Below are 24,808 nucleotides of genomic sequence, written 5' to 3' on the forward strand. Positions count from 1 at the left end.
ATAATTTAAATAAAAATGGAAATCGTTTTTGATTTTCGTAATTAATTGATTATTCTTAGTCCTGTCGGGGTGAAAAATGACCATAAAATCTGACCTTCAATTTCCGGTTGGAACGCGTTACCCGATACGAATCCAAGAGTGACGCTACATTAGCGTTGATGTGAAAGTCGTGAGATTGGGAAGGGGAAGGGCAATGACACAACAGTTAGTCGGCACGGAGTTAGTTTTCACCCAGCATTTTAATGCTGCAGAGCGACAGGTTTTGCCGGATGAGGCCATCGAATTCTTAACTGAATTAGTGGTGAAATTTGCGGAACCACGTAGCAAACTCCTTGCTGCACGGGCATCCTGGCAGCAGGCCATTGATCAGGGCGCATTACCTGATTTTATTTCGGAAACCAATTCCATTCGTGAAGGTGACTGGAGAATTCAAGGTATTCCCACTGACTTGCGTGATCGTCGAGTAGAGATTACTGGGCCAGTTGAGCGCAAAATGGTCATTAACGCCCTCAACGCCAATGTCAAAGTCTTCATGGCTGACTTTGAAGATTCACTGGCGCCGAGCTGGGACAAAGTTATCGACGGTCAGATTAACTTGCATGATGCGGTAAAAGGCACCATTTCATATGCCAATGAATCCGGCAAAATTTATCAATTAAAGCCCAACCCTGCGGTATTGATTGCTCGTGTGCGCGGTCTGCATTTGCCAGAAAAACATGTGAAGTGGCAAGGGGAAGCGATCCCTGGCGGTCTGTTCGATTTCGCTTTGTATTTCTACCATAACTATAAGCAACTGCTGGCCAATGGCAGCGGCCCTTACTTCTATTTGCCGAAGATGCAGTCTTATCAAGAAGCCGCTTGGTGGAGTGATGTTTTCACCTTTACCGAGCAGCGTTTCGATTTGCCGCAAGGCACCATTAAAGCCACTGTGTTAATTGAAACCTTGCCAGCGGTGTTCCAGATGGACGAGATTCTTTATCACTTGCGCCATCATATTGTTGGGCTGAACTGCGGTCGCTGGGACTATATTTTCAGCTATATCAAAACGTTGAAAAACCATGGCGATCGTGTTCTGCCCGACCGTCAGTCGGTCACCATGACCAAGCCGTTCCTGAGTGCATATTCTCGCTTGCTGATTAAAACCTGCCATAAGCGCGGTGCTCTGGCGATGGGTGGCATGGCAGCGTTTATCCCCAATAAAGATCCGGTTCAAAACGCGTTGGTATTGGATAAAGTCCGTGCCGACAAAGAGTTAGAAGCTAGCAATGGTCACGACGGCACATGGATTGCTCATCCGGGGCTGGCTGACACCGTGATGGCGGTCTTTAACCACGTTTTGGGCGACCGGCCTAATCAATTAGCAGTGACTCGTGAGCAGGACAAACCCATCACGGCTGCCGAGTTACTGGAGCCTTGCACCGGTGAGCGCACTGAAGAAGGGATGAGAGCTAATATCCGCGTCGCAGTGCAATACATCGAAGCATGGATATCCGGCAATGGCTGTGTGCCGATTTATGGCTTGATGGAAGATGCCGCGACGGCAGAGATTTCCCGTACTTCTATCTGGCAATGGATACATCACCAGAAAAGCCTGAGTAATGGTCAGACGGTGACGAAAGAACTGTTCCGCCGCATGTTGAGTGAAGAAATGCAGGTAGTGAAGCTTGAACTTGGCGCAGAGCGTTTTGATGGTGGGCGGTTTGAAGAGGCCGCGCGTCTGATGGAACGGATTACAACACAAGACGAGCTTATCGACTTCCTGACGTTGCCAGGCTACGCATTATTAGCCTGAGACGACAGCCTATTTAACCCTACAAAATTAATTATAAGGAATATCGTCATGACTACCTCTCGTACTCAACAAATTCAGCAGTTGGAAGAAGAATGGAAATCACCGCGCTGGAAGGGGATTACCCGCCCCTATACTGCAGAAGAAGTGATCAAATTACGCGGTTCAGTTAATCCGGAATGCACGCTGGCGCAGCACGGCGCTAAAAGATTATGGGAATTGCTGCACGGCAAATCGCGCAAAGGCTATATCAACTGTCTGGGGGCATTAACCGGCGGTCAGGCTTTGCAACAGGCGAAAGCCGGTGTTGAAGCCATCTATCTGTCGGGTTGGCAAGTGGCAGCTGATGCCAACACCGCTTCCAGCATGTACCCAGACCAGTCCCTGTACCCGGTCGACTCTGTTCCTGCGGTGGTTAAACGCATTAATAACAGTTTCCGCCGTGCAGATCAGATTCAGTGGTCGAATAATATTGAGCCGGGAAGCAAAGGCTATACCGACTATTTCCTGCCAATCGTCGCGGATGCTGAAGCCGGTTTTGGCGGGGTACTGAATGCATTTGAATTGATGAAAGCGATGATCGAGGCGGGCGCTGCCGGTGTGCACTTTGAAGACCAACTGGCCGCAGTGAAAAAATGTGGTCATATGGGCGGCAAAGTGTTGGTTCCTACCCAAGAGGCGATTCAGAAGCTGGTTGCCGCCCGTTTAGCCGCTGACGTGCTGGGAGTCCCCACTTTGGTGATTGCGCGTACCGATGCTGATGCCGCAGATTTGCTGACATCTGATTGTGACCCTTATGACAGCGAGTTTATTACTGGCGACCGCACTGCTGAAGGCTTCTTCCGGACTCATGCGGGCATTGAGCAAGCTATCAGCCGTGGCCTGGCTTATGCCCCGTATGCTGATTTGGTATGGTGCGAAACCTCAACGCCAGACTTAGCTCTAGCCAAACGTTTTGCTGAAGCTGTCCACGCTAAATTCCCAGGTAAATTATTGGCTTATAACTGCTCGCCATCATTTAACTGGAAGAAGAATTTGACTGACCAGCAGATTGCCAGCTTCCAGGATGACCTGTCCGCCATGGGCTACAAATACCAGTTTATTACCCTGGCTGGCATCCACAGCATGTGGTTTAACATGTTCGATCTGGCCCATGCTTATGCGCAGGGCGAGGGCATGAAGCACTATGTCGAGAAAGTACAGCAGCCAGAGTTTGCCTCTGTTGAGCGCGGCTATACGTTTGCATCTCATCAGCAAGAAGTTGGTACCGGCTACTTTGATAAAGTGACAAATATCATTCAGGGCGGTGAGTCATCAGTCACTGCATTGACCGGCTCGACGGAAGAACAGCAGTTTTAATCTGCTGACGGAGTGAAGGTGTGGTGTTATCGAGAGCCTGCTTATGCAGGCTCTGTTCCGTATGGTGGGGGTGAGCATGGTGGCAAAGCTGGAACAATTAATCGCTCAGACAATTTTGCAGGGATTCGATGCACAATATGGCCGCTTTTTGGAGGTCACCGCCGGTGCTCAGCATCGCTTCGAGCAAGCCGACTGGCAAGCCGTACAACAGGCGATGAAAAAGCGAATTCACCTCTATGATCACCATGTCGGTCTGGTGGTTGAACAACTGAAGCACATCACCGACCAGCGCTGCTTTGATGTGGCATTTTTGGCTCGGGTAAAAGAGATTTATACCGGATTGTTGCCGGATTATCCGCGCTTTGAGATAGCCGAGAGTTTCTTTAATTCGGTTTATTGCCGGTTGTTCAAGCATCGAGATTTAACACCCGATAAATTATTTGTTTTTAGCTCGCAACCCGAGCGGCGCTTTCGCGAAATTCCACGTCCTTTAGCGCGAGATTTCTCCCCAAAAGGTAATCTGATTGGCATGTTACAGATGGTGCTCAATGACTTACCACTGCGTTTACCTTGGGAAAATCTGCCGCGCGATATTGATTATATTGTGACGGCACTGCGGAAAAATTTTACGGATAATCAACTGGCCGATGCCCGGTTTCAAATTGCTAACGAATTGTTTTACCGCAATAAAGCTGCCTGGCTGGTAGGGAAACTACGACTAGCGGAGGGCATTTATCCCTTCCTGCTGCCTATTCATCACAATGAATCTGGTGCGCTATTTATTGATACCTGTTTAACCAGCAAGGCCGAGGCCAGCATTGTATTTGGTTTTGCTCGCTCTTATTTCATGGTGTATGCGCCACTGCCAGCGGCAATGGTGGAGTGGCTGCGAGAAATATTACCCGGTAAGTCAACCGCTGAGCTGTATATGGCGATTGGTTGCCAGAAGCACGGTAAAACCGAAAGTTATCGTGAATACCTAACATTCGTTCATCAATCCAGAGAGCAGTTTATTATTGCGCCCGGAGTCAAAGGTATGGTGATGCTGGTGTTTACCCTGCCGTCATTCGACCGCGTGTTTAAGGTGATAAAAGATCAGTTTGCACCGCAAAAAGAGGTCAGTCAGGCTCGAGTTTTAGAATGCTATCAATTGGTTAAAGAACACGACCGAGTAGGGCGCATGGCGGATACCCAAGAGTATGAGAATTTTGTGATTGATAAGCATCGTCTTAGCCCTGAATTACTGGCGGAGTTACAGCGGGAAGTGCCGGAAAAACTGGAAGACTTAGGTGACCAAATCATCATTAAACACCTGTATATGGAGCGGCGGATGACGCCATTGAACCTCTATATGGAGCAGGCGGATGATCAGCAGTTGAAAGATGCTATCGAGGAATACGGTAACGCCATCAAACAGTTGGCGGCGGCGAATATCTTCCCCGGTGACATGTTATTTAAGAACTTCGGCGTTACCCGCCATGGGCGGGTGGTGTTCTACGATTATGATGAAATTTGCTATATGACGGAGGTGAACTTCCGCGATATCCCACCTCCCCGCTACCCAGAAGATGAGATGGCCAGCGAGCCGTGGTATAGCGTGTCACCCAATGATGTCTTCCCGGAAGAGTTTCGCCATTTTTTATGTAACGACCGGAAAGTGAGACACTTTTTTGAAGAGACGCACAGTGACTTGTTCCATGCCAGTTATTGGCGTGGTTTACAGCAACGTATTCGGGATGGGCATGTGGAGGATGTTTTTGCATACCGGAAGAAAAAACGTTTCTCACAGCGAGTGATCAGTTGACGGCGACTTAAGCGCCGTCATCCAACTAACTCCGATTGCCGCCGCCGTAAGATTGAGTAATTTCTTTCGCAGCATGAATGACTAGCGCGCCAAGTTCTGTGACGCGATCGTCGGTAATGCGCGATACCGGGCCGGAGATGGAGATCGCCGCGAAGGCTTCGTGATGCTCATCGAATAAACACGCGGCGATGCAGCGCAGACCGAGGGCATGTTCTTCATCATCGAATGAATAACCTTGCTTGCGGATTAATACCAGATTCTCTTTCAGACTGGCTGGGTTGGTGCGAGTATGTTGGGTATAGGCATGCAGCCCTTTTTTATGTAAAAGCTGTACCAGCTGATCGTCCGATAAGGTAGAGAGAAAGGCTTTGCCTGCGCCAGAAGCATGCATCGGCAGCTTGCCGCCAATCGGTGCGGACATGCGCATCAGTGCGGTACATTGCACTTGGTCGATAATAATGGCTTGATAATCACTGTGATCGAGCACCGCCAGATTCACGGTTTCGCCAGATTCATCCATTAAGCGGCGCAGCATCGGGTGAACCATTGCCAGCAAATTGCGGCTTTGCAAAAAGCTGCTGCCCACAATAAAGGCGTGAGCGCCCATGGTCCAAAGGCCTAAATCCCCGACTTGGCGAACAAAACCTTGTTGTTGCATGGTGGTCAACAGGCGATGAGTGGTTGAGTTTGGTAAACCCGCCTGTTGCGCTAAATCAGTCAGTGCCACACTTCCTTGAGCTTCGGAAATATATTCCAGTAATTTAAGCCCGCGAGTTAATGATTGAACCTGACCGGTGGCCGCTGTAGGTGTTTGCGCGGCTGCCTTGGGTTTCTTTCCCCGTTTAATCGGAATCGGTAACGCCATAAATCAGCCTCTCAGATATTTTTATGGAATTCATTTTCGTTTTTCAATTATGCATGCAAACCGTAAAAAATGCTCATCCGATGAGTGAGTTTCGCTACCTGAAAAAGTCTCAACTGGCAGTGGACTCATTACGTCGGTAACTTGTGCTAGGATGACAGACTGATTTGTGAATGGATTATTTTTCAGCATATCTGATACTAATAAATACAAAAAATACGTCGGGCAATGGCAAGGCAATAGGGTAAAGAGGCGACAGTGGTGGATACAGTAACAAATAATAAGGTTAAGGAATTACACCAGCAGCTGGCACAAAGGATCTTGGTGCTGGATGGTGGCATGGGCACCATGATTCAGAGCTATCGGCTGGAAGAGGCTGATTATCGCGGTGCTCGTTTTGCCGATTGGCCCAGTGATCTGAAGGGCAACAATGACTTACTGGTGCTTTCCAAACCGGAAGTCATTATTGCTATTCATAACGCTTATCTTGAAGCGGGCGCTGATATTCTCGAAACCAACACATTCAACTCCACCCCCATTGCTATGGCGGACTATCAGATGGAGTCGCTGTCGGCTGAAATTAACTATGAAGCTGCCCGCCTGGCCCGAATTTGTGCTGATGAATGGACGGCCCGCACACCTGAAAAACCGCGTTATGTTGCTGGGGTGCTTGGCCCAACCAACCGTACTGCGTCTATTTCACCTAAAGTTAATGATCCGGCGTTTCGTAACGTCAGTTTTGATCAGCTGGTTGAGGCTTATCGAGAATCGACCCGCGCGTTAATTGAGGGCGGCGTTGATCTGATTATGATTGAAACTGTCTTCGATACCCTCAATGCCAAAGCGGCGACATTTGCCGTTGAATCTGAATTCGAAGCCATGGGCGTGTTACTGCCGGTGATGATTTCCGGCACCATTACCGACGCCTCTGGTCGTACGTTATCCGGCCAAACCACCGAAGCTTTTTATAACTCGCTGCGCCATGTGAAGCCGCTCTCTTTTGGCTTGAACTGTGCCTTGGGGCCAGATGAGCTACGTCAATATGTCGCTGAGCTATCGCGCATTTCTGAATATTATGTCAGTGCGCACCCGAATGCCGGTTTGCCGAATGCCTTTGGTGAATATGATCTGGAAGCCAAAGAGATGGCTGAGCAGATTGGTGAGTGGGCGCGGGCTGGATTTTTGAATATCGTCGGTGGCTGCTGCGGTACCACACCACGGCATATCGCCGCGATGGTCAAAGCGGTATCTGGCGTCGCGCCACGGCCATTGCCGGATATCCCCGTCGCTTGCCGCCTGGCGGGGCTGGAGCCGTTGACGATTGATGCCAATACCCTGTTTGTGAACATTGGTGAGCGTACTAACGTTACCGGCTCGGCACGTTTCAAGCGGCTGATAAAAGAAGATAAATATGGCGAAGCGCTGGATGTCGCTCGCCAACAGGTTGAGAGTGGCGCGCAGATCATCGATATCAATATGGATGAGGGGATGCTCGACGCCGAGGCCGCCATGGTGCGTTTCCTCAATCTGATTGCCGGTGAACCTGATATTGCCCGGGTGCCGATTATGATTGACTCCTCAAAGTGGGATGTCATCGAAAAGGGCCTTAAATGCATTCAGGGCAAGGGCATCGTCAACTCCATTTCGATGAAAGAGGGCGTCGATGCCTTTATTCATCATGCCAAACTGGTTCGCCGCTATGGTGCAGCCATGGTGGTGATGGCTTTTGATGAGCAGGGACAGGCGGATACTCGCGCCCGTAAAATCGAAATTTGCCGTCGCGCCTATAAGATTTTGACCGAAACTGTCGGCTTCCCGCCGGAAGATATTATTTTTGACCCGAATATTTTTGCCGTCGCTACCGGGATTGAAGAGCATAACAATTATGCTGTCGACTTTATTGAAGCTTGTGCGGATATCAAAGCCGAACTGCCTTATGCCATGATTTCTGGCGGTGTTTCCAACGTTTCTTTCTCCTTCCGTGGCAATGATCCGGTGCGAGAAGCTATTCACGCGGTATTCCTTTATTACGCCATTCGTAATGGCATGGATATGGGGATCGTCAACGCCGGGCAGTTGGCTATCTATGACGACCTGTCAGACGACCTGTCAGATGAGCTGCGGGATGCAGTTGAGGATGTGATTCTTAACCGCCGTGATGACAGCACTGAGCGCCTGTTGGACTTGGCTGAAAAGTACCGCGGCAGTAAAAGTGATGAAGTCGCGGTTCAGCAAGCGGAATGGCGCGGCTGGCCAGTGACGAAGCGGCTGGAATATTCACTGGTTAAAGGCATTACCGAATTTATTGAGTTGGATACGGAAGAAGCCCGACTGGAAGCCGACCGGCCGATTGAGGTTATCGAAGGGCCATTGATGGCCGGTATGAATGTCGTCGGGGACTTGTTCGGTGAAGGGAAAATGTTCCTGCCGCAGGTAGTGAAATCCGCCCGAGTAATGAAACAGGCGGTCGCCTATCTTGAACCTTATATTGAAGCCAGCAAACAGAAGGGCAGTACCGCGGGTAAGATTCTGTTGGCGACGGTAAAAGGTGATGTGCATGACATCGGCAAAAATATTGTCGGTGTGGTGTTGCAGTGCAATAACTATGAAATTATCGATTTGGGTGTGATGGTGCCGACTGAAAAAATCTTGCGCACCGCGCGGGAAGAGAAGGTGGATATTATCGGCTTATCTGGCCTGATCACCCCGTCGCTGGATGAGATGGTTAACGTCGCCAAAGAGATGGAGCGTCAGGGCTTTACTCTGCCGCTGTTGATTGGCGGCGCAACCACTTCCAAAGCCCATACCGCCGTGAAAATCGAGCAAAACTACAGTGGTTCCACCACTTATGTCTCGAATGCGTCACGCAGTGTTGGCGTGGTTTCGGCTCTGTTATCTGATACTCAACGCGATGCTTTTGTGGCGAAAACCCGTAAAGAATATGAAACCGTGCGTATTCAGCATGCGCGTAAGAAACCACGCACTCCGCCAGTGAGTCTGCAAGCTGCCCGCGACAACCGCACAGTGATTGATTGGGAAAATTATACTCCGCCAGCAGTACACAAGTTGGGTGTACAACAGGTTGAGGCCAGCATTGAAACCTTGCGCAATTACATCGACTGGACGCCATTCTTTATGACCTGGTCGCTGGCGGGTAAATATCCGCGCATTCTGGAAGATGAGGTGGTTGGGGAAGAAGCCAAACGCCTGTTTGCCGATGCCAATGAGATGCTGGATAAGCTATCGGCAGAAGATTTACTGCATCCCAAAGGCGTGGTTGGGTTGTTCCCTGCCAACAGTGTTGGGGATGATATCGAAATTTACCGTGATGAGCGGCGAGATGAAGTGCTGGTGGTCAGCCACCATTTACGTCAGCAAACAGAAAAAACCGACTTCGCGAACTATTGTCTGGCGGATTACATCGCGCCTAAGTCTAGCGGTAAAGCTGATTATTATGGCGCTTTTGCCGTTACCGGTGGTCTGGAAGAGGATGCACTGGCTGAGGCCTATGATGCCCAACATGATGATTACAATAAAATCATGATTAAGGCGCTGTCCGACCGTCTGGCTGAGGCCTTTGCTGAATATCTGCATGAGCGGGTACGCAAAGTGTATTGGGGCTTTGCACCCAATGAAAACCTGAGCAATGAAGAGCTAGTGCGCGAGAATTATCAAGGGATCCGCCCGGCGCCGGGGTATCCGGCCTGTCCGGAACACACCGAAAAAGGCCAAATCTGGCAGTTGCTGGATGTGGAAACCCACACGGGCATGAAGCTGACCGAGTCCTATGCCATGTGGCCGGGAGCATCAGTCTCGGGCTGGTACTTCAGTCATCCAGATAGCAAATACTTTGCTGTGGCGCAGATTCAACGTGATCAGGTGGAGGATTATGCCGCCCGCAAAGGGATGCCGGTCGCTGAGGTTGAGCGCTGGTTAGCGCCTAATCTGGGTTACGACGCGGATTGATATACAGCTTGGTTGTTGAAGTTGTTGAAAATGCAGAGGGCGCGGGTCGCCCCCTGCAATATTACTGACTTTTGGCTAACTGCTAAGGCTGACCGTGGGTAATCCCGGCAACTGCATTTTTCTGTTCTGAGCCACCATGAGCCCCAATCAGCGGGGTTTTGCCGCCCATAAGGTCACTGGCCGCACTCCCCAGCATCTTGATAGCTGATGAAGCTCCCTTCACTCTGGCCCCACCTTGGCTATGTTTGCCGTTAACATCCTGAAGCTCAAGGCCATTGGTTTGCAAATCGACATTTCCTCCCTGATTGGCGATATTCCCGCCGATCAATTCAGTTTTACCCTTAACTTTTAGGTTCACCGTTTGCTTACCGACAATGGCTGATTGCTCTTCGACCGCCTGGTTGTTTACTACCTCTACCTCGATGCTGGCATCGCCACTCCCGCCTTTGACCGAGTCATTTTGCACCTTGTTTTTGACTTTATTGCCAATGGCTTTAGCGCCTTTTTGCCACCATTTATCCTTGGTTTCTTTATCATCTTCCTTTTCGTTCGATATAACTTTTTTACCATCTTTGGTATAGCTGAGGAGTTTGACGTTATCCTCTTCTTTGCTGGTGAATTTGCTGGAGAGTTGGTCATATTGATTTTTGATTTTATCGAATAACTTGTTGGAGTTAGTATCGAGTTTTTTCTTGATTTTGTCTGAACCCATTGGGCTGGCATCGGCTATCTGATTAATCAGACTTTCTTGCTTAGCATTACTGTGACCGGCACCAAAGTGGGTAGTGACCTCAACTTTATGTAACTCATCTATGCGGCTTTCGACGGTTAGATCACCACCAATATTGCCATTAATATTGTCGGCCTCCAGCTTAGCCCCGGCCAGAACCATATCTTTAGCTGTGTTTAGCGTGATGTTATCGCTGTTTATATGGCTGTTTTGCTGTGTGACTGAATCCAGCTTATCCACGGCGACATCAAGCTTGGCCCCCACATCATGGGTCTTCTCACTGCTTTGTTTATCAATAACGCCTTTATCATCTTTATTAAACTGGTTACTTTGACTGCCATTCGCGGATGCTTCAAAGCTCCAGTTATTCTTATGCTGTTTATCCTGAGCCGATTCCAACGAGATACCGCCATTATTAGCATTCAACGTGGTTTTTTGGCTGTTGATATTGGCATTTTGCATATGAATAGCATCTTCATCGTCACTCCCTGCCTGAACAGAGAAATGCCCATTGCTGTGAATTTCGCTACCCTGATGTATCACCGCAGACTCGTCTGTCTTCGCGACCTTAATTTCAGCATCGGCCTGCATTCCTTTGCTGTTGCCATCCTTACCTTTGCTGATACCGGCATTAGCCCCTGCTGACCACGTCATATCCTGCTTTGAACCTTCAGATTTGGCTGCTTGAATATCAACTTTGCCATCTGCTGTGAGTTGAATATCCCCGGTTGGTTTTTCTTTGCTGCCAAAGGCGGTGCCGGTGAGGGTTAAATCTTTTCCAGCATTTAGTTCAATTCCCTGCTGACCTTCCAGAGTGCTGACTTGGGCCATCGAAGCATTGCTTTCACCCTTACTGTGCCCACCGCCCAATCCTGCGCCAAACTCTTTACTGTTAGCATTGGTACCGAGGTTTAGCTGGGCATTGGCATCAACGTTATTATGGTTTTCGCTGATATGATCAGTTGCCTGATCAATGTGAATATTTCCCCCAGCATTAATCGTAACTTTCCCCTCTCCAGCATTGATATTAGTACCTTGATATTTGGCATCTTCTGTTACGTTAATATGGACGCCATTGGCGGCATTCATACTGCCAACCTGAGCATTTTCACCTTTGGTATTCTGCTCGGTGGAACCGCCTTTGCCCTTGCCATCAACAGTAATATCTTCGCCTGTGGTGGTATAAATCCGAATCCCTGCCTCACCTGAGGTTTCTTTAGTTTGCTGATCATCGCGATCAACTGCTGCTTCAAAATTATGGCTGGCAGCATCCAAGGTAATAGCCCCTTTATCAGCCTGATATTTAGTGCCCTGATCTTTTAATGCACCATTAGCATTGATAGCAATATCACCCCCTTTTATTGAGGTTCCAGTAGATTGACTACTGGTATGGCTGGTTTCTTTCGTCTCTCCTTTGGCATAGATATCAACCCCGGCATTAGGTGAGTTAAAGTCATCTACGGCATCCAGCATGCCGCCCATATCTTGTTCTTTGGCCTTATTGACCATCTCTTCAATTGGCCGGGTTATTCCGTCATAAGCGACATTAACGCCAAAACCTACATCGGCTTTGGTGGTTTCGGTGACGGTTTTTTCACTGTTTTCTGCCGCCAGATTATTTACATTATCAGCATTGACTTGATAAGTGCCTTCGACGTTATGAGAGCTGCCTTGGTTAGTCATATCTTTGGCAGCATCAATATTTAAGTTACCGGCAACTTTAGATCCAGAAACTACCGCGGTTGATTTATCACTGCTGGTTTGGGTGTCTTCATAACTGACATTTGCTCCACTGCCAGCTTTATCCATCCCGCCGTCGTAGTGGACATCAACACCGACAGTCTCTTTTTCTTTCTGGCTGGAGGTGGTGTCGTTGGCGGCAATAAACGAGACGTTTTCGCCTTTAATATCGGCATCTCCCTTGGTCGCGACGAGATCAGAACCGGTGAATGTGACGTCTTCTTTTGCATCCAATTTGACAGAGCCGCCCTCAAGAGTTGCCCCTTGGTGTTTAATGCTCTCTGTTTTCTCACTTTCGTCGGTATGTTCCAGTTTTATCCCAGCTTGATATTGGCCATTGCCGTCATCATGGGTAAAACCCTCAAGAGTTAATTTCGTTTTCTGCTCATCTATTTTTTGTTGTTCTACTGCCGCTTTAACATTAATTTCACCCAAGGTTTCAATACCCAGCTCCCCGGCACTTTTTACTAGGCTGCCAATAACATCCACATTATCTTTGCTGATTATTTTAAGGTTAGCGTCAGACACTAATTCACTGCCGGTCACCTTTTCATCACGGTTATTAGCTTTATGTGAACTGCCGGTAATATTAAAGGCCACGCCGTCACGCTCATCAATTTTGGTCGTTGTAGTACTGAGGGCGTTATCAATTTGAATGCCACCTTTGTCTGACTGAACAAAACCATCGTCAGTACCTTTGACTTTACTGCCGGTAATGGAAACACCATCACGACCACTGACAAAAATTTTACCCTCGGCGGTTATTTCAGAGCCGTGACTGGTTTCTGCATTTTTGTCATTATTATTATGGTCGATACCGCCTAATCCGAGGTTTTGTTCATGTTTACCGTTTGTTGTTGCCCGATCATGGGTCTTTTGTACATCAATTTTGACTTGATTAGCATTAATGAGTAAATCACCTTTCGCACTGGCTTTAGCTCCGCTGGTGGTTATTTTCCCTTCTGCAGTTAGGCCCAAATTTCCATCAGCCTGAAGTGTAGTTTTATTCAGTGTTTGCTTGGTTTCTTTATTATCCCAAGTTTTATCCTTAATAGTATGTGCATAATCATGGCCTTTATTGTGTGTAGATTCCTGATTAATTACACTTTCCAATATTAAGTCTTTTTTTGCTTTGACTGAAATGTTATTTCCAGCATTAACAGAAGAGCCGGAAAGTTTTATATCTCCTTTGGTTGACTGAATTGAAATGTTATTTTTTGCATTGATTTTTGTGAAGGCATTTTTTTGTTTTTCTTCTTTGTTGAAGGAGGACTTATTCCATTTTCCCATTCCTAAAAATCCTTTACCTCCCTCTGTTAAATAACTGCTACTGCTATCAGTTAATTTTTCTGCGCCTAAATTAATATCTCCACCTTGCATATCAATATTATTGCCATCAATGGTGGCAGCATCGAGATGATTTTTTCTCTTGGCAATAATAGAAATATTTTTACCAACAATTTTTGAGTATATTAAATTTTGTTTTACCGATCCTTCTGAATGAGTTTCAATAATGTCACCGGAAGTAAAGATATCGCCCGCGCTTATTGTTATATCGTTAGCGCTTAAATTAGTTGGTATTGGGTTGTAATTAATCCCAGGGGCGGAGTCGACGTCAAGATTTAGTTTTCCCGGCGTTGAAATATCTATTGATTCACGGGCAGTATGATACCCTGACATATTAACACCATTGCCTTCCGCGGTGTTAATGATTCTGATCCTATTTGCCGATATACTACCAAATATTTTACTGTCATATGCAGCACCAATATAATTAGCTGACTTGATTATGCGACCATCGGTACTGACTTCATTTTGACCTAATGTGACATTAATATCTTCCCTAGAGTAAAATGTACCTTCCATATTAATTCGTGGTGTAATTAAATCGAGTGGCCCCATGAAAAGATAGCTGCCCTCACCGACTTCTAATAGATTGTTATTATTTCGAGTATCAAAACCTTGTAAATTCCCTTGATCCACCAATGGATTACCGACAACTAAAGACGTTCGGTTAGTATTAATAAATCCACAACCATTACAGGTAATGCCATTAGGGTTAGCCAAAATATAATCTGCGGCCATACCAAACACTTCTTGTTTGCCTAATAGCAATGATGGGTTGCGGCTGATAACTTCATTCAGAATAACATTGGCAGCCTGACCATTTAAGTTTTGGTTAGCGTTTAATTGCCCTGCTAGTTGAGAATTCCCTGAATTGATTGCATTATTCAGTACTGCACCTTCATTCCCCACATTGAAATTATCAAATTGGTTATGCGATAACCCAGATGCCGAGGGCGTGACGATATCAATGATCGGAGTACCATTGCTTGAGTGTACATCGGGTCTGTGAGCACTGTCACCCGCACTGACAATACCGGCTGCATAGCAGGTGGCGACTGAGACTGAAATAATGGCGACCGCCGCCACCAACTTCCCGGCGGGGGAAAGCTTAAATTTATTTTGCTTCATATTTATTGCTCCATCTAATTGTCATATTGCTAGTATTAATAAAAAGTGGTGCTCACCGATATCGGCGAGTTAAAAGGAGTAAGAGAAGCGCGCCAGAATATTAATGGGATCTTTACTGTCAGATTTTCCTGACAATAAATGACCACGACTAGCTTCGACATCTAATTTGATATCACGGTAGCTGATATTAATTCCGGTACTGAACCCCATGGCACTGCTCCAATTTTGTGAAGGTTGCTGAATACGACCCACATCAACACCGAGCCGTGGCGTTATGGTGGTATTGCCAAGTGTGAAATTGCGCGACAAGGTATTCTGTAGATACCAACCTTTATCCGCTGATAATGTATTACGGCTAAAGCCGCGAATAGCGTTGTTATCGGCAATACTGAGCCACTCAATACCCGGCAGACGGTCACGGCTATATTGGCCATAGAATTGATTACTTAGCAGGTAGGTATCATCGAATAATTTGAAATATTGTCTGGAGGTAATGGCGGTTTTGGCTTTAGTAAATTGACTATCTTGATGGCGGGCAGAATAGCCCTGATCGGCACCCAACCACGGCAATCCTTGTTCAATACCGAAATTAATATTGAAAATACCGCTTGGCAGTATGTGCAGATGATTAAGCCCGAACTCAAAGACAGTGAGTGTTGGACTACTGACCGCTATTTTTTGGTCATTCAGATAGTTTTTAGCCTGCTTATAAGTTAATTGCGCACTAACGCCATTAATTTGGTCTTGGTCACGATAGAAAACATAATCTGTACGTAGACCGTGTTGCTGTGTTTTGCCATGAAGTTCGATGGAGTTAAATTGTAACTTCACCGGATACCGGTATTCAGAATAACTGCCAAAGCCGCTAAAGGTTAACGCCCCGTAGGGTACGGAATAAAAAAGTGAATAGGCGCGGCTATGATTTTTCTCAGCATTATCTGTGGTGCTGGAAACACTTAAATTAATGGAATCTGATAATCCCAATGGATTATCGAAAGAAAATGAATTCCGGCTCAACCAACTTCCGGTACTTTTATTACCGTAATTATCGAGTGATGTTGTTAGATGCCAAGGTTTTGAACGGATATTACTGAGTTTAAGAATAGACCCTCCCGGTTGGGTGCCGGGTAAAATATCTATGGTTATTTTATTTGATGGTAAGCGATTTGCCTGATCTAATCCTTGGTCAAGCTGAGTAATATTCAGTGGTTTTCCCGTCATATTGGGGAAAATACTTTCAACCGCTAACTGAGGATCGTCACTTTCAATTTTTTCGATAAAACCTTCAGTGACATCCAAACCGAGTTCATCATCGGTTTCAGGTGGAATAAATTGAATGCGCGCTGTGATATAGCCTTTGGAAAGATAAATCTGTGTTAGTTCGCGAGCGAGCAAATTAACATTCTCACTGCGGATGCATTCGTCTGGTATTGCCGTAAGATTATCTAATTCTTTAATACTTAATAGAGTAATACCCTGAATATAGACACCACTGATTGGTAGGCACTGTGAGGCGCTTTCTAACTCAGGTGCATTGTTAGCGGTTTCAGGCGGTAACCTATGTGGCCCTGAATGCGATTGGCGGCGCTCTTCTATTAATTGATTAATTTCATTACTGCTGTTCTGTAAATTCTGGCGTGACTCATTAATTGGCGAGGGAATATCTATTCCCGGCACCTGAGTGGCGTGAGCACCAGTACTCAATAAAAACCATAATGCAGTGCGTTTTGGGATCATAATGTTTGATTGAGAAATGCACAGGTCAGTTCTCGCCTCCTTGAGTCAAATGCCGGGCAGCATGATTACTGTCCCTGATGAATAGAGACGGCAGGTAATCTCAAGAATTAAGAAATATTCACGAATAGGAGGAATATAATAAAAATTTGATGTTTATTGGATGCAAAGTCCAGATGGTGAGAATTAATTAAACTATATTCAGGCGAATAGCGGATGCTAATTAATTTAATAAAGAGGGGATTTAAGAAGGAATGCCCGGCTAAACCGGGCATGATAGAGATTATGAATTATTCAGAGTCTTTTTTTACTGGTTTGCCTGACCAATAACCCGCCAGTAATGAACCAGAGAGGTTATGCCAGACAGAGAACAGCGCGCCGGGCAGGGCGGCCAGTGGTGAGAAGTAAATTTTACCCAAGGTAGCGGCCAGCCCTGAGTTTTGCATCCCCACTTCGATAGCCAGTGTGCGGCAGGTTGATTCATCAAAACCGAATAGCTTGCCGCCCCAATAACCACTGAGTAAGCCAATACCGTTATGCAGAATAACTGCAATGATCACCACGAAACCGACGGAGGCAATATGGCTTTGGCTGCCTGCTACCACGGCACTGATAATGGCTACAATACAGACCATCGACATGGCGGGCAGATAAGGCTCAATGCGCTTAACCGTTTTGGTAAAGGTGTGGTGGATAACCAGGCCGGCGGTAATCGGGATAACCACGATTTGCAGAATACTTTTTAGCATCCCGACCACATCCACACTGATGGTGGCATCGACATATAACCGGGTCAGCAGCGGGGTGGCAAAAACACCGACCAGCGTGGATACCGCAGAGATAGTGACAGACAGTGCCACGTCACCTTTTGCCAGGTAAATCATCACATTGGATGCTGTGCCGCTGGCAACACTGCCGACCAGTACCATACCGGCGGACAAATCCGGTGGCATACGGAACAGCATGGCCAGAATCCATGCCGTGAGCGGCATAATCAGATAATGCAGAAAAGTTGCCGCAGCGACGGGTGCCGGACGTGAAAGCACTCGTTTGAAATCATCCAGCCGTAGAGTGACACCCATGGCAAACATAATCAGCATCAATAGCGGGCCGACATAAGGGCCAATGCCAGTAAAGGTTGTCGGCCGGAAATAGGCGGCCACAGAGAGCAGCAGAGCCCATACAGGGAACAGGCGGGTGATTTTTACCAACATGAGGCGAGAGTCCTTATTCGTCAGTATCAGAGATATGAAAAACCGGACGAAAACGCCCGGTTTGTTATGCCGTTACTTTGCAGGTTTTGTCATGGCTGCGGCGGTTTTACTCAAATAGATTGTGATGCAGCGTTTGCACCACTTTCTCCGCGTCATGGCCTGGGATCAAGAAACATAGGTTGTGGCTGCTGGCTCCGTAACAAATCATACGAATGTTGAATGGATCGAGCACGCCGAACACTTCTTTGCCGACACCGCAGGCCTGAGATAAGTTATTACCGATAATTGCCACTAATGCCAGATTCTCTTCCACTTCCACCCGGCACAGCGAGGAGAGCTCAGTCAGCAATGAAGTCGTCAACAGACTGTCGCCGGTCGATGTGGAACCGGTGGTATCCAGTGTGAGAGCCACACTCACTTCTGAGGTGGTGATCAAATCCACTGAAATATTGTGGCGCGCCAAAATGTTAAACACCTCGGCCAGAAAACCACGCGCATGCAACATGTTTAGGCTATGCAGGGTGACCAGCGTTTGTTTGCGGCGCAGTGCTAAGGCCCGGAACAACGGTGGATTTTTGGTTTCATTACACACCAGAGTGCCACCAGCCGCGGGATCTTTGCTGGAGCCAACAAACACCGGAATGTCACTGCGTACTGCCGGCAATAAGGTGGCCGGATGCAACACTTTGGCACCAAAAGTGGCCATTTCAGCGGCTTCTTCAAAGGCGATTTTATCAATACGTTTTGCCCCCGGAACCACGCGCGGGTCCGTGGTATAAATCCCCGGCACATCTGTCCAGATATCAATACGGCTGACATTCAGTGCTTCACCCAGCAGGGCTGCGGTGTAATCACTGCCACCACGGCCAAGGGTCGTCGTGCGGCCTTTACTTTCACTGCCAATAAAACCTTGAGTCACCACGATGGCGTGCTGGATGCGCGGCGCTAACTGGGTTTGAGCCAGCTCAGACAAGATTTGGGTGTCAGGTTCAGCTCGGCCAAAACGATCGTTAGTGCGCATAATTTTACGCACATCAAACCATTCCACCGCGACTTGGCGCTGGCGCAGTAGTTCGACAAACAGTAATGTCGACATCAACTCGCCGTGGCTGACCAACTCATCCGTCAGTGCTGCTGAGGTAGCCAGACTGGCGGCCTCAGACAACATGGCAATATTTTCCAGCATGCGATCAATTTCTTCGCGGATAACTACCGGATCGGAAAGTCTAGCGAGGATATTGTATTGAATGCGGCAAATTTCATCTAAATGTCGGGTGCGAGTTTCCAACTCACAGCCTTCGGCCAGGGCGACCAACAGATTGGTAATCCCGGCTGACGCCGACAATATTACCAAACGAACGTCCGGGTTCGATAAAACCACATCAGCACTGCGACTCATGGCATCAAAATCAGCCACGCTGGTGCCACCAAATTTGGCGACCACAGTCGGGGTAGAGGAGCGGCCAGTCTGTTGGGATGCTACTTGAATCATCTAAAAAACCTCGTGTCAGGGATGCCATCTTGGGTGGTCATCTGTATTAGCCTTGGCACAAGGAAAGAGCGGAAAATCAGGGGGCAGGCGTAGAAATAACCCTACGTTACACCCAGAAGCGCTCCACCTTGTTGACCGCCCTAAAGGAACGGCACTGGTGACAACCCAGGGGATTCAGCCCCTGCAGTCGACACGTTGATGGCCGAAATCATCGTGTCTCGGCGTCGCTCCCCCTCGAATGTCTTCAGCGGATCACGGCTCCTCTGACACCTTACCTGGGCGACGCACCTCTTCTGGCTTACGCACTTGGTGCGCAAGTAGGCCTTTAGGAATAACGGGTTATCGGCTTGCTGTCAACGATATGACCATGAGGTATTTTCATATTTAATAAATTGTCACTTCATATAACTAATTTAACTGGATATCGACTGACAATGCGGCATTTACCGCATTGGAGGGGGCGTAGATTAAGGGAAAGAGAGAAAACAGGAAGCAGATCAAAAGTTGTTTCGAGAGATATCACCTATCGCAAGAAAAGAGATCTCAATCACAGGGTAACAGGATACAATCAATGTACTCGTTTCATTAATCCTTAAGCCTAGAAGAGCGCCGCTATGAAAAATATTAATCCTAGTCAAACCGCTGCCTGGAAAGCGTTACAGCAACACTTTGAACAGATGAAAGATGTGCAAATCCGCGATCTGTTTGCCGAGGACAAGCAGCGTTTTGAGAAATTCTCCGCGACTTTTGATGATCAAATGCTGGTGGATTTCTCCAAAAACCGCATTACCAGCGAAACCATGGAAAAGCTGCAAGCTCTGGCCAAAGAAACTGACCTGGCGGGCGCAATTAAATCTATGTTTTCCGGTGAGAAAATTAACCGCACCGAAGACCGCGCAGTGCTACATGTGGCTCTGCGTAACCGCAGCAATACGCCAATTGTGGTTGATGGCAAGGACGTGATGCCAGAAGTTAATGCGGTTCTGGCCAAAATGAAACAGTTCTGTGACCGCGTAATTAGTGGTGACTGGAAAGGCTATACCGGCAAAGCCATTACTGATGTAGTGAATATCGGTATTGGTGGCTCAGACCTTGGCCCTTATATGGTGACCGAAGCGCTGCGTCCTTATAAAAATCACCTGAATATGCATTTTGTTTCTAACGTTGATGGCACTCATATTGCTGAAGCGTTGAAATCATTGAACCCAGAAACTACGTTGGTTCTGGTGGCATCAAAAACCTTTACCACCCAAGAAACCATGACCAACGCCCACAGTGCGCGTGATTGGTTCTTGGCGACGGCGCAAGATCCTGCTCATGTCGCCAAACATTTTGCAGCGCTATCAACCAATGCTAAAGCCGTGGGCGAGTTTGGTATTGATACCGACAATATGTTTGAGTTTTGGGATTGGGTCGGTGGCCGCTATTCCCTGTGGTCTGCTATCGGCTTGTCTATCGCGCTGTCTGTTGGTTTTGAGCATTTCGAACAGTTGCTCAGCGGCGCACATGCCATGGATAAACACTTCGCCAATACCCCAGCTGAGCAGAACCTGCCGGTTCTGTTGGCATTGATTGGTATCTGGTATAACAATTTCTTTGGTGCTGAAACCGAAGCTATCCTGCCTTATGACCAATATATGCACCGTTTCCCGGCTTACTTCCAGCAGGGCAATATGGAATCTAACGGTAAATATGTTGACCGCAACGGTAACCCGGTTGATTACCAGACTGGCCCAATTATCTGGGGCGAGCCAGGCACTAACGGGCAGCATGCGTTTTATCAGTTGATTCATCAGGGTACCAAATTGGTTCCTTGCGACTTTATTGCTCCGGCAATCAGTCATAATCCACTGAGTGACCACCACGCGAAACTGCTGTCTAACTTCTTTGCGCAAACCGAAGCGCTGGCTTTTGGTAAATCATTGGCTGAAGTTGAAGCTGAATTTGCTGCGGCAGGTAAAACACCGGAGCAAGTGGCTCATGTTGCGCCGTTCAAAGTGTTCGAAGGTAATCGTCCGACCAACTCTATCTTGCTGCGTGAAATTACCCCATTCAGCTTGGGTGCCTTGATTGCACTGTATGAGCACAAAATCTTCACGCAAGGGATTATCCTGAATATTTACACCTTTGACCAATGGGGTGTTGAGCTGGGTAAACAACTGGCTAACCGTATTTTGCCTGAGCTGGCAGATGATAAAGCCGTGACCAGTCATGACAGTTCAACCAATGCGTTGATTAACCGTTTCAAGAACTGGCGTTAAGCTTACGGGCTGAAGCTCCTTGATCCGTGCTTATTAGCCTCTTACTTGGGTAAGGGGCTTTTTTTTGGCTCGAGCGCAGCATTGCTGTGATAGGCTCGGGCTGTTTCGCCTATTTTTTATGGGGTATTTATGGCCAAAAATTCGCGTTCTCAGTGGGTCGCTAAAAATCTACAGCGTTTGTTGAATCTCGGATTGATTGTACTTGCGGCTATTTTGGTGGTCTTTCTGATAAAAGAAACCATTCATTTGGGGCAGATGCTGTTCGTGAATAATCAGGAAACTTCGTCCTATATGCTGATTGAAGGCATTGTGATTTATTTCCTTTATTTCGAATTTATTGCCTTGATTGTTAAGTACTTTGAATCGGGCTATCACTTCCCACTGCGCTATTTTATCTATATCGGGATCACCGCGATTATCCGGCTGATCATTGTCGATCATGAAAATCCAATTGATACCCTGATTTATTCAGCATCCATATTATTGCTGGTGGTGACTCTGTACTTAGCCAATACCGAAAGGTTAAAGCGCGAGTAACCCTTCTTCCTTGGTGCTGTTGTTCATTGGCAGCCAGTCTGTAACGACAATTCATTGATAAAAAAGAAAAATGGCGGCCATTAAGGCCGCCCTAAAGACACAGTACCAGAGGGAAAAAATAGGCTATTTTATTTGCCATTTTGGACCTAGGCAGTGCTCGCAATCCTCACGTACTGTATGTACGCTCCGGTTCCTCTGCGCTATCTTGGTCCAAACTGCCTGCAACAATGACGCCTATTGAAAACAAAATAGTTAGCCTTTCACCCCACCGGCCGTTAGGCCACCTACCAACCAGCGCTGTGCCAGCAAGAAGACCGTGGTAATTGGGATAGCAGACAATACGGCTGCGGCGGCAAAATCGCCCCACAAATAGTTTTGCGGGTTCAGATACTGCTGCATACCTACCGCCAAGGTGTAGCTGTCCACATCGCGCAATAGCAATGAAGCGACCGGCACTTCAGTGATGGCAGCAATAAACGACAGAATAAATACCACGGCTAAAATAGGTACTGACAGTGGCAACAGCACCAGTCTGAAAGCTTGCCATGGGGTGGCGCCATCCAAGGCGGCAGCTTCTTCCAGTGAGTTATCAATGGTTTCGAAGTAGCCTTTGATGGTCCAGACGTGTAGGGCAATCCCGCCCATGTAGGCAAAAATCACTCCGCCATGGGTGTTCAAACCGATAAACGGCATATATTGCCCAAGCCGATCAAATAAGGCATACAACGCCACCAGTGATAGCACCGCAGGGAACATCTGGAAGATCAACATACCTTTCAGTAAGGTGCTTTTGCCACGAAAACGCATGCGAGCAAAAGCGTAAGCACAAGTTGTGGAAAGCGAGACAATACCGATGGCGGTGATCACCGCGATTTTAATTGAGTTCCATAACCACAACATCACTGGGAATGGTGGCGGCGTGACCGAACCATCGGCATGGGTCACACTCATACCCAGAGCCAGCCTCCAGTGTTCCCAGGATATTTGGTCTGGGATAAGGCTGCCGGTGGCGAAGTTACCGGGCCGCAGCGAAATGGCAATAACCATCAACAGCGGGAACATAATCAGCGCGATAAAGCACAACATCAGAAAGTGAGTGCCTAATAGACGCAAACGCTGGGATTTAGGTTGAACCATGGCCATCTGCATCTCCTCCTTAGTCAAAATTCATTTTGCTGGCTTTCAAATTCAGTATCGCGAGTGCGCCTACCAGAATGAAAATCAGAGTGGCAATAGCCGCAGCCAGGCCAAAGTCTTGCCCGCCGCCCCCTTCAAAGGCCACGCGGTAGGTGTAGTTGACCAGTAAATCGGTATATCCCGCCGGGGTGCTGGTGCCAATCATATCCGGGCCACCTCGGGTTAATAACTGAATCAATACGAAGTTATTAAAGTTAAAGGCAAAACTGGCAATCATCAGCGGGGTCAGCGGCTTAATCAGCAATGGGAAGGTAATGCGGAAAAAGTTCTGGAATGGCCCGGCACCATCCATGGCAGAGGCTTCATATAAGTCATCTGGAATGGCTTTCAGTAGCCCCATGCACAAAATCATCATGTAGGGGTAACCGAGCCAGGTATTCACAATCAAAATCATGCTCTTGGCGGTGAGTGGATCACTGAACCACTCAGGTTTGATGCCAAATAGCTGATTAAGCATCAAGTTGATTTCGCCAAAGCTTTGGTTGAATAACCCTTTGAAAATCAATATCGAGATAAAGGAGGGCACGGCATAAGGCAGGATCAGCAACACCCGATAAATCGCTTTGCCTTTCAATGCTTCCCACTGCACTACGCAAGCCAATACCATGCCGACGGCAACCGTCAGAATGACACTCATGACTGAGAAGATAATGGTCCAAATAAAGATTGAGACAAATGGTTTCTGGATACCTTCATCTTGCAGCACCCGCAGGAAGTTTTTCCAGCCGATAGTGATGGTAAAGCCGGGGCTGAGTTTCTCGTTTTCCCACTGACCCTCTGCATTCACGGCCTGATAAAAACCGACATCAAGGTTTGGCCGATAAATTACGCCAGTTTGTTTATTAATCAATTCATTGCCGTCGGCCCCCAACTTATACAGTGGGCTGGTTTCGGCGAATTGGCGCAGTGAACTCATGCGCAGCTCGCCGCCATTTGGCAGGATAGCGACCAGCCCGCTCAGGGCCTGACGATTCTGGGTAATGATGCGTAGTGAGGCTCGCTCCCCAGTTTGTTCTGTGCTGGTTGGTGCGACTTTTATTTTTTGCCCGACAGCCTCATTCAAGCTGAAAGGCTCAGAAATCAGTAAGGTATTGTCATCAGGTGCCGTGAGCTGCAAGCGCCATTGGTCGTTGCTTGGATACAGACCAAAGGTAAATGTTTTACCGGTCTGGAATTGCCGGTCCATTAAGACGGACTGGGCGCGCTCAAAGGTTAACTGATTGGTACTGCTGTAGTTGGTAAAGGCGATGGCGATGGTGCAAATCAAGGGGAACAGAACAAACAGCCCCATACCCGCGACACCGGGATAAACATAGCGCCAGGCATAAGCGCGGCGATTGGCGAAAACATACAGCCCCAGACTCACCAGAATCAGCGTCACGATGGCAAAAAGATATTCACCCTGAGCATACATCAACATGATCAAATAGCAGGTGAATAGACTTAATGCGCCAATAATCAGCCACTTAAGTGCATCACTTTGCCACCAGGCAATTTTCTTTTTACGGCTTTGAAACTCGGTGTGGGATAACTGCATAATGGTCCCTTTCATACTCTTCGTACTTGACGTTACAGCGACGTTAGCTGCTCTCGTTACTCGGCCCATCCTTGAACCTCGCCTCTGCGAGGCCGCTGCAAGCAGCGTTCA

General features: G+C 47.6%; 13 protein-coding genes and 1 riboswitch. Of the genes, 6 read left to right on the forward strand and 7 right to left on the reverse strand.

All coding sequences use genetic code 11. The features are described from left to right. The first annotated feature begins 193 nt into the window (after window positions 1–193). The 3 genes from aceB (at window position 194) to aceK (ending at window position 4,952) form a co-directional block, all read left to right on the forward strand. On the forward strand, window positions 194–1,792 hold the full coding sequence (aceB, locus tag N0H69_RS04805) for a malate synthase A (protein ID WP_050152452.1): 1,599 nt from the start codon (window positions 194–196) through the stop codon (window positions 1,790–1,792). 48 nt (window positions 1,793–1,840) lie between these two features. Continuing rightward, window positions 1,841–3,148 carry an isocitrate lyase gene (gene aceA / locus N0H69_RS04810; RefSeq protein WP_050111073.1) on the forward strand — a complete coding sequence of 436 codons (1,308 nt, stop codon included), beginning with the start codon at window positions 1,841–1,843 and terminating at the stop codon, window positions 3,146–3,148. A gap of 76 nt (window positions 3,149–3,224) precedes the next feature. Then, a complete protein-coding gene (gene aceK, locus N0H69_RS04815; protein ID WP_050152455.1) occupies window positions 3,225–4,952 on the forward strand; it encodes a bifunctional isocitrate dehydrogenase kinase/phosphatase in 1,728 nt (575 codons plus the stop codon). A 25-nt stretch (window positions 4,953–4,977) separates the two neighbouring features. Here aceK and iclR read toward each other — a convergent pair whose 3' ends face one another. Next, window positions 4,978–5,817, reverse strand: a complete 840-nt coding sequence (gene iclR / locus N0H69_RS04820) for a glyoxylate bypass operon transcriptional repressor IclR (protein ID WP_050152451.1) — start codon at window positions 5,815–5,817, stop codon at window positions 4,978–4,980. A 255-nt stretch (window positions 5,818–6,072) separates the two neighbouring features. On the opposite strand from iclR, the gene metH reads away from it, so the two are divergent. Continuing rightward, on the forward strand, window positions 6,073–9,780 hold the full coding sequence (gene metH, locus N0H69_RS04825; protein ID WP_151419898.1) for a methionine synthase: 3,708 nt from the start codon (window positions 6,073–6,075) through the stop codon (window positions 9,778–9,780). Between the two features lie 82 nt (window positions 9,781–9,862). Here the strand turns inward: metH and N0H69_RS04830 are convergent, their stop codons facing one another. The 4 genes from N0H69_RS04830 to lysC form a co-directional block, all read right to left on the reverse strand. Further along, a complete protein-coding gene (locus N0H69_RS04830; protein WP_050152450.1) occupies window positions 9,863–14,725 on the reverse strand; it encodes a hemagglutinin repeat-containing protein in 4,863 nt (1,620 codons plus the stop codon). Window positions 14,726–14,794: 69 nt separating this feature from the next. Then, on the reverse strand, window positions 14,795–16,462 hold the full coding sequence (locus tag N0H69_RS04835; RefSeq protein ID WP_050123161.1) for a ShlB/FhaC/HecB family hemolysin secretion/activation protein: 1,668 nt from the start codon (window positions 16,460–16,462) through the stop codon (window positions 14,795–14,797). Window positions 16,463–16,749: 287 nt separating this feature from the next. Continuing rightward, the gene (gene panS, locus N0H69_RS04840) at window positions 16,750–17,673 is read right to left on the reverse strand and encodes a ketopantoate/pantoate/pantothenate transporter PanS (RefSeq protein WP_050111068.1); all 924 of its coding nucleotides are present in this window, start codon (window positions 17,671–17,673) and stop codon (window positions 16,750–16,752) included. A 106-nt stretch (window positions 17,674–17,779) separates the two neighbouring features. Beyond that, entirely contained in the window at window positions 17,780–19,165 is a 1,386-nt protein-coding gene (lysC, locus tag N0H69_RS04845) for a lysine-sensitive aspartokinase 3 (RefSeq protein ID WP_050136258.1), read from the reverse strand. A 108-nt stretch (window positions 19,166–19,273) separates the two neighbouring features. Then, window positions 19,274–19,466, reverse strand: a riboswitch (Lysine riboswitch). A gap of 313 nt (window positions 19,467–19,779) precedes the next feature. On the opposite strand from lysC, the gene pgi reads away from it, so the two are divergent. Continuing rightward, window positions 19,780–21,426, forward strand: coding sequence for a glucose-6-phosphate isomerase (gene pgi, locus N0H69_RS04850; RefSeq protein WP_050152449.1), 1,647 nt, complete (start codon window positions 19,780–19,782; stop codon window positions 21,424–21,426). Between the two features lie 129 nt (window positions 21,427–21,555). Continuing rightward, window positions 21,556–21,963 carry a phosphate-starvation-inducible protein PsiE gene (psiE, locus tag N0H69_RS04855; RefSeq protein ID WP_050111065.1) on the forward strand — a complete coding sequence of 136 codons (408 nt, stop codon included), beginning with the start codon at window positions 21,556–21,558 and terminating at the stop codon, window positions 21,961–21,963. A 252-nt stretch (window positions 21,964–22,215) separates the two neighbouring features. Here psiE and malG read toward each other — a convergent pair whose 3' ends face one another. After that, complete coding sequence (gene malG / locus N0H69_RS04860; protein WP_050110830.1) at window positions 22,216–23,106, reverse strand: maltose ABC transporter permease MalG; 891 nt, start codon at window positions 23,104–23,106, stop codon at window positions 22,216–22,218. 13 nt (window positions 23,107–23,119) lie between these two features. Next, window positions 23,120–24,697: a maltose ABC transporter permease MalF gene (malF, locus tag N0H69_RS04865; protein WP_050145816.1), complete on the reverse strand. Its 1,578-nt coding sequence runs from the start codon at window positions 24,695–24,697 to the stop codon at window positions 23,120–23,122. Between the last annotated feature and the right edge of the window lie 111 nt (window positions 24,698–24,808).

Source organism: Yersinia alsatica (assembly GCF_025133195.1).
GTDB classification, from domain to species: Bacteria; Pseudomonadota; Gammaproteobacteria; order Enterobacterales; family Enterobacteriaceae; genus Yersinia; species Yersinia alsatica.

Excerpts from the sequence above, each read along its gene's own strand:
- aceB (WP_050152452.1), top strand. The coding sequence starts at position 194 with ATGACACAACAGTTAGTCGGCACGGAGTTAGTTTTCACCCAGCATTTT.
- aceA (WP_050111073.1), top strand. The coding sequence starts at position 1,841 with ATGACTACCTCTCGTACTCAACAAATTCAGCAGTTGGAAGAAGAATGG.
- aceK (WP_050152455.1), top strand. The coding sequence starts at position 3,225 with ATGGTGGCAAAGCTGGAACAATTAATCGCTCAGACAATTTTGCAGGGA.
- iclR (WP_050152451.1), bottom strand. The coding sequence starts at position 5,817 with ATGGCGTTACCGATTCCGATTAAACGGGGAAAGAAACCCAAGGCAGCC.
- N0H69_RS04830 (WP_050152450.1), bottom strand. The coding sequence starts at position 14,725 with ATGAAGCAAAATAAATTTAAGCTTTCCCCCGCCGGGAAGTTGGTGGCG.
- N0H69_RS04835 (WP_050123161.1), bottom strand. The coding sequence starts at position 16,462 with ATGATCCCAAAACGCACTGCATTATGGTTTTTATTGAGTACTGGTGCT.
- panS (WP_050111068.1), bottom strand. The coding sequence starts at position 17,673 with ATGTTGGTAAAAATCACCCGCCTGTTCCCTGTATGGGCTCTGCTGCTC.
- lysC (WP_050136258.1), bottom strand. The coding sequence starts at position 19,165 with ATGATTCAAGTAGCATCCCAACAGACTGGCCGCTCCTCTACCCCGACT.
- pgi (WP_050152449.1), top strand. The coding sequence starts at position 19,780 with ATGAAAAATATTAATCCTAGTCAAACCGCTGCCTGGAAAGCGTTACAG.
- psiE (WP_050111065.1), top strand. The coding sequence starts at position 21,556 with ATGGCCAAAAATTCGCGTTCTCAGTGGGTCGCTAAAAATCTACAGCGT.
- malG (WP_050110830.1), bottom strand. The coding sequence starts at position 23,106 with ATGGCCATGGTTCAACCTAAATCCCAGCGTTTGCGTCTATTAGGCACT.
- malF (WP_050145816.1), bottom strand. The coding sequence starts at position 24,697 with ATGCAGTTATCCCACACCGAGTTTCAAAGCCGTAAAAAGAAAATTGCC.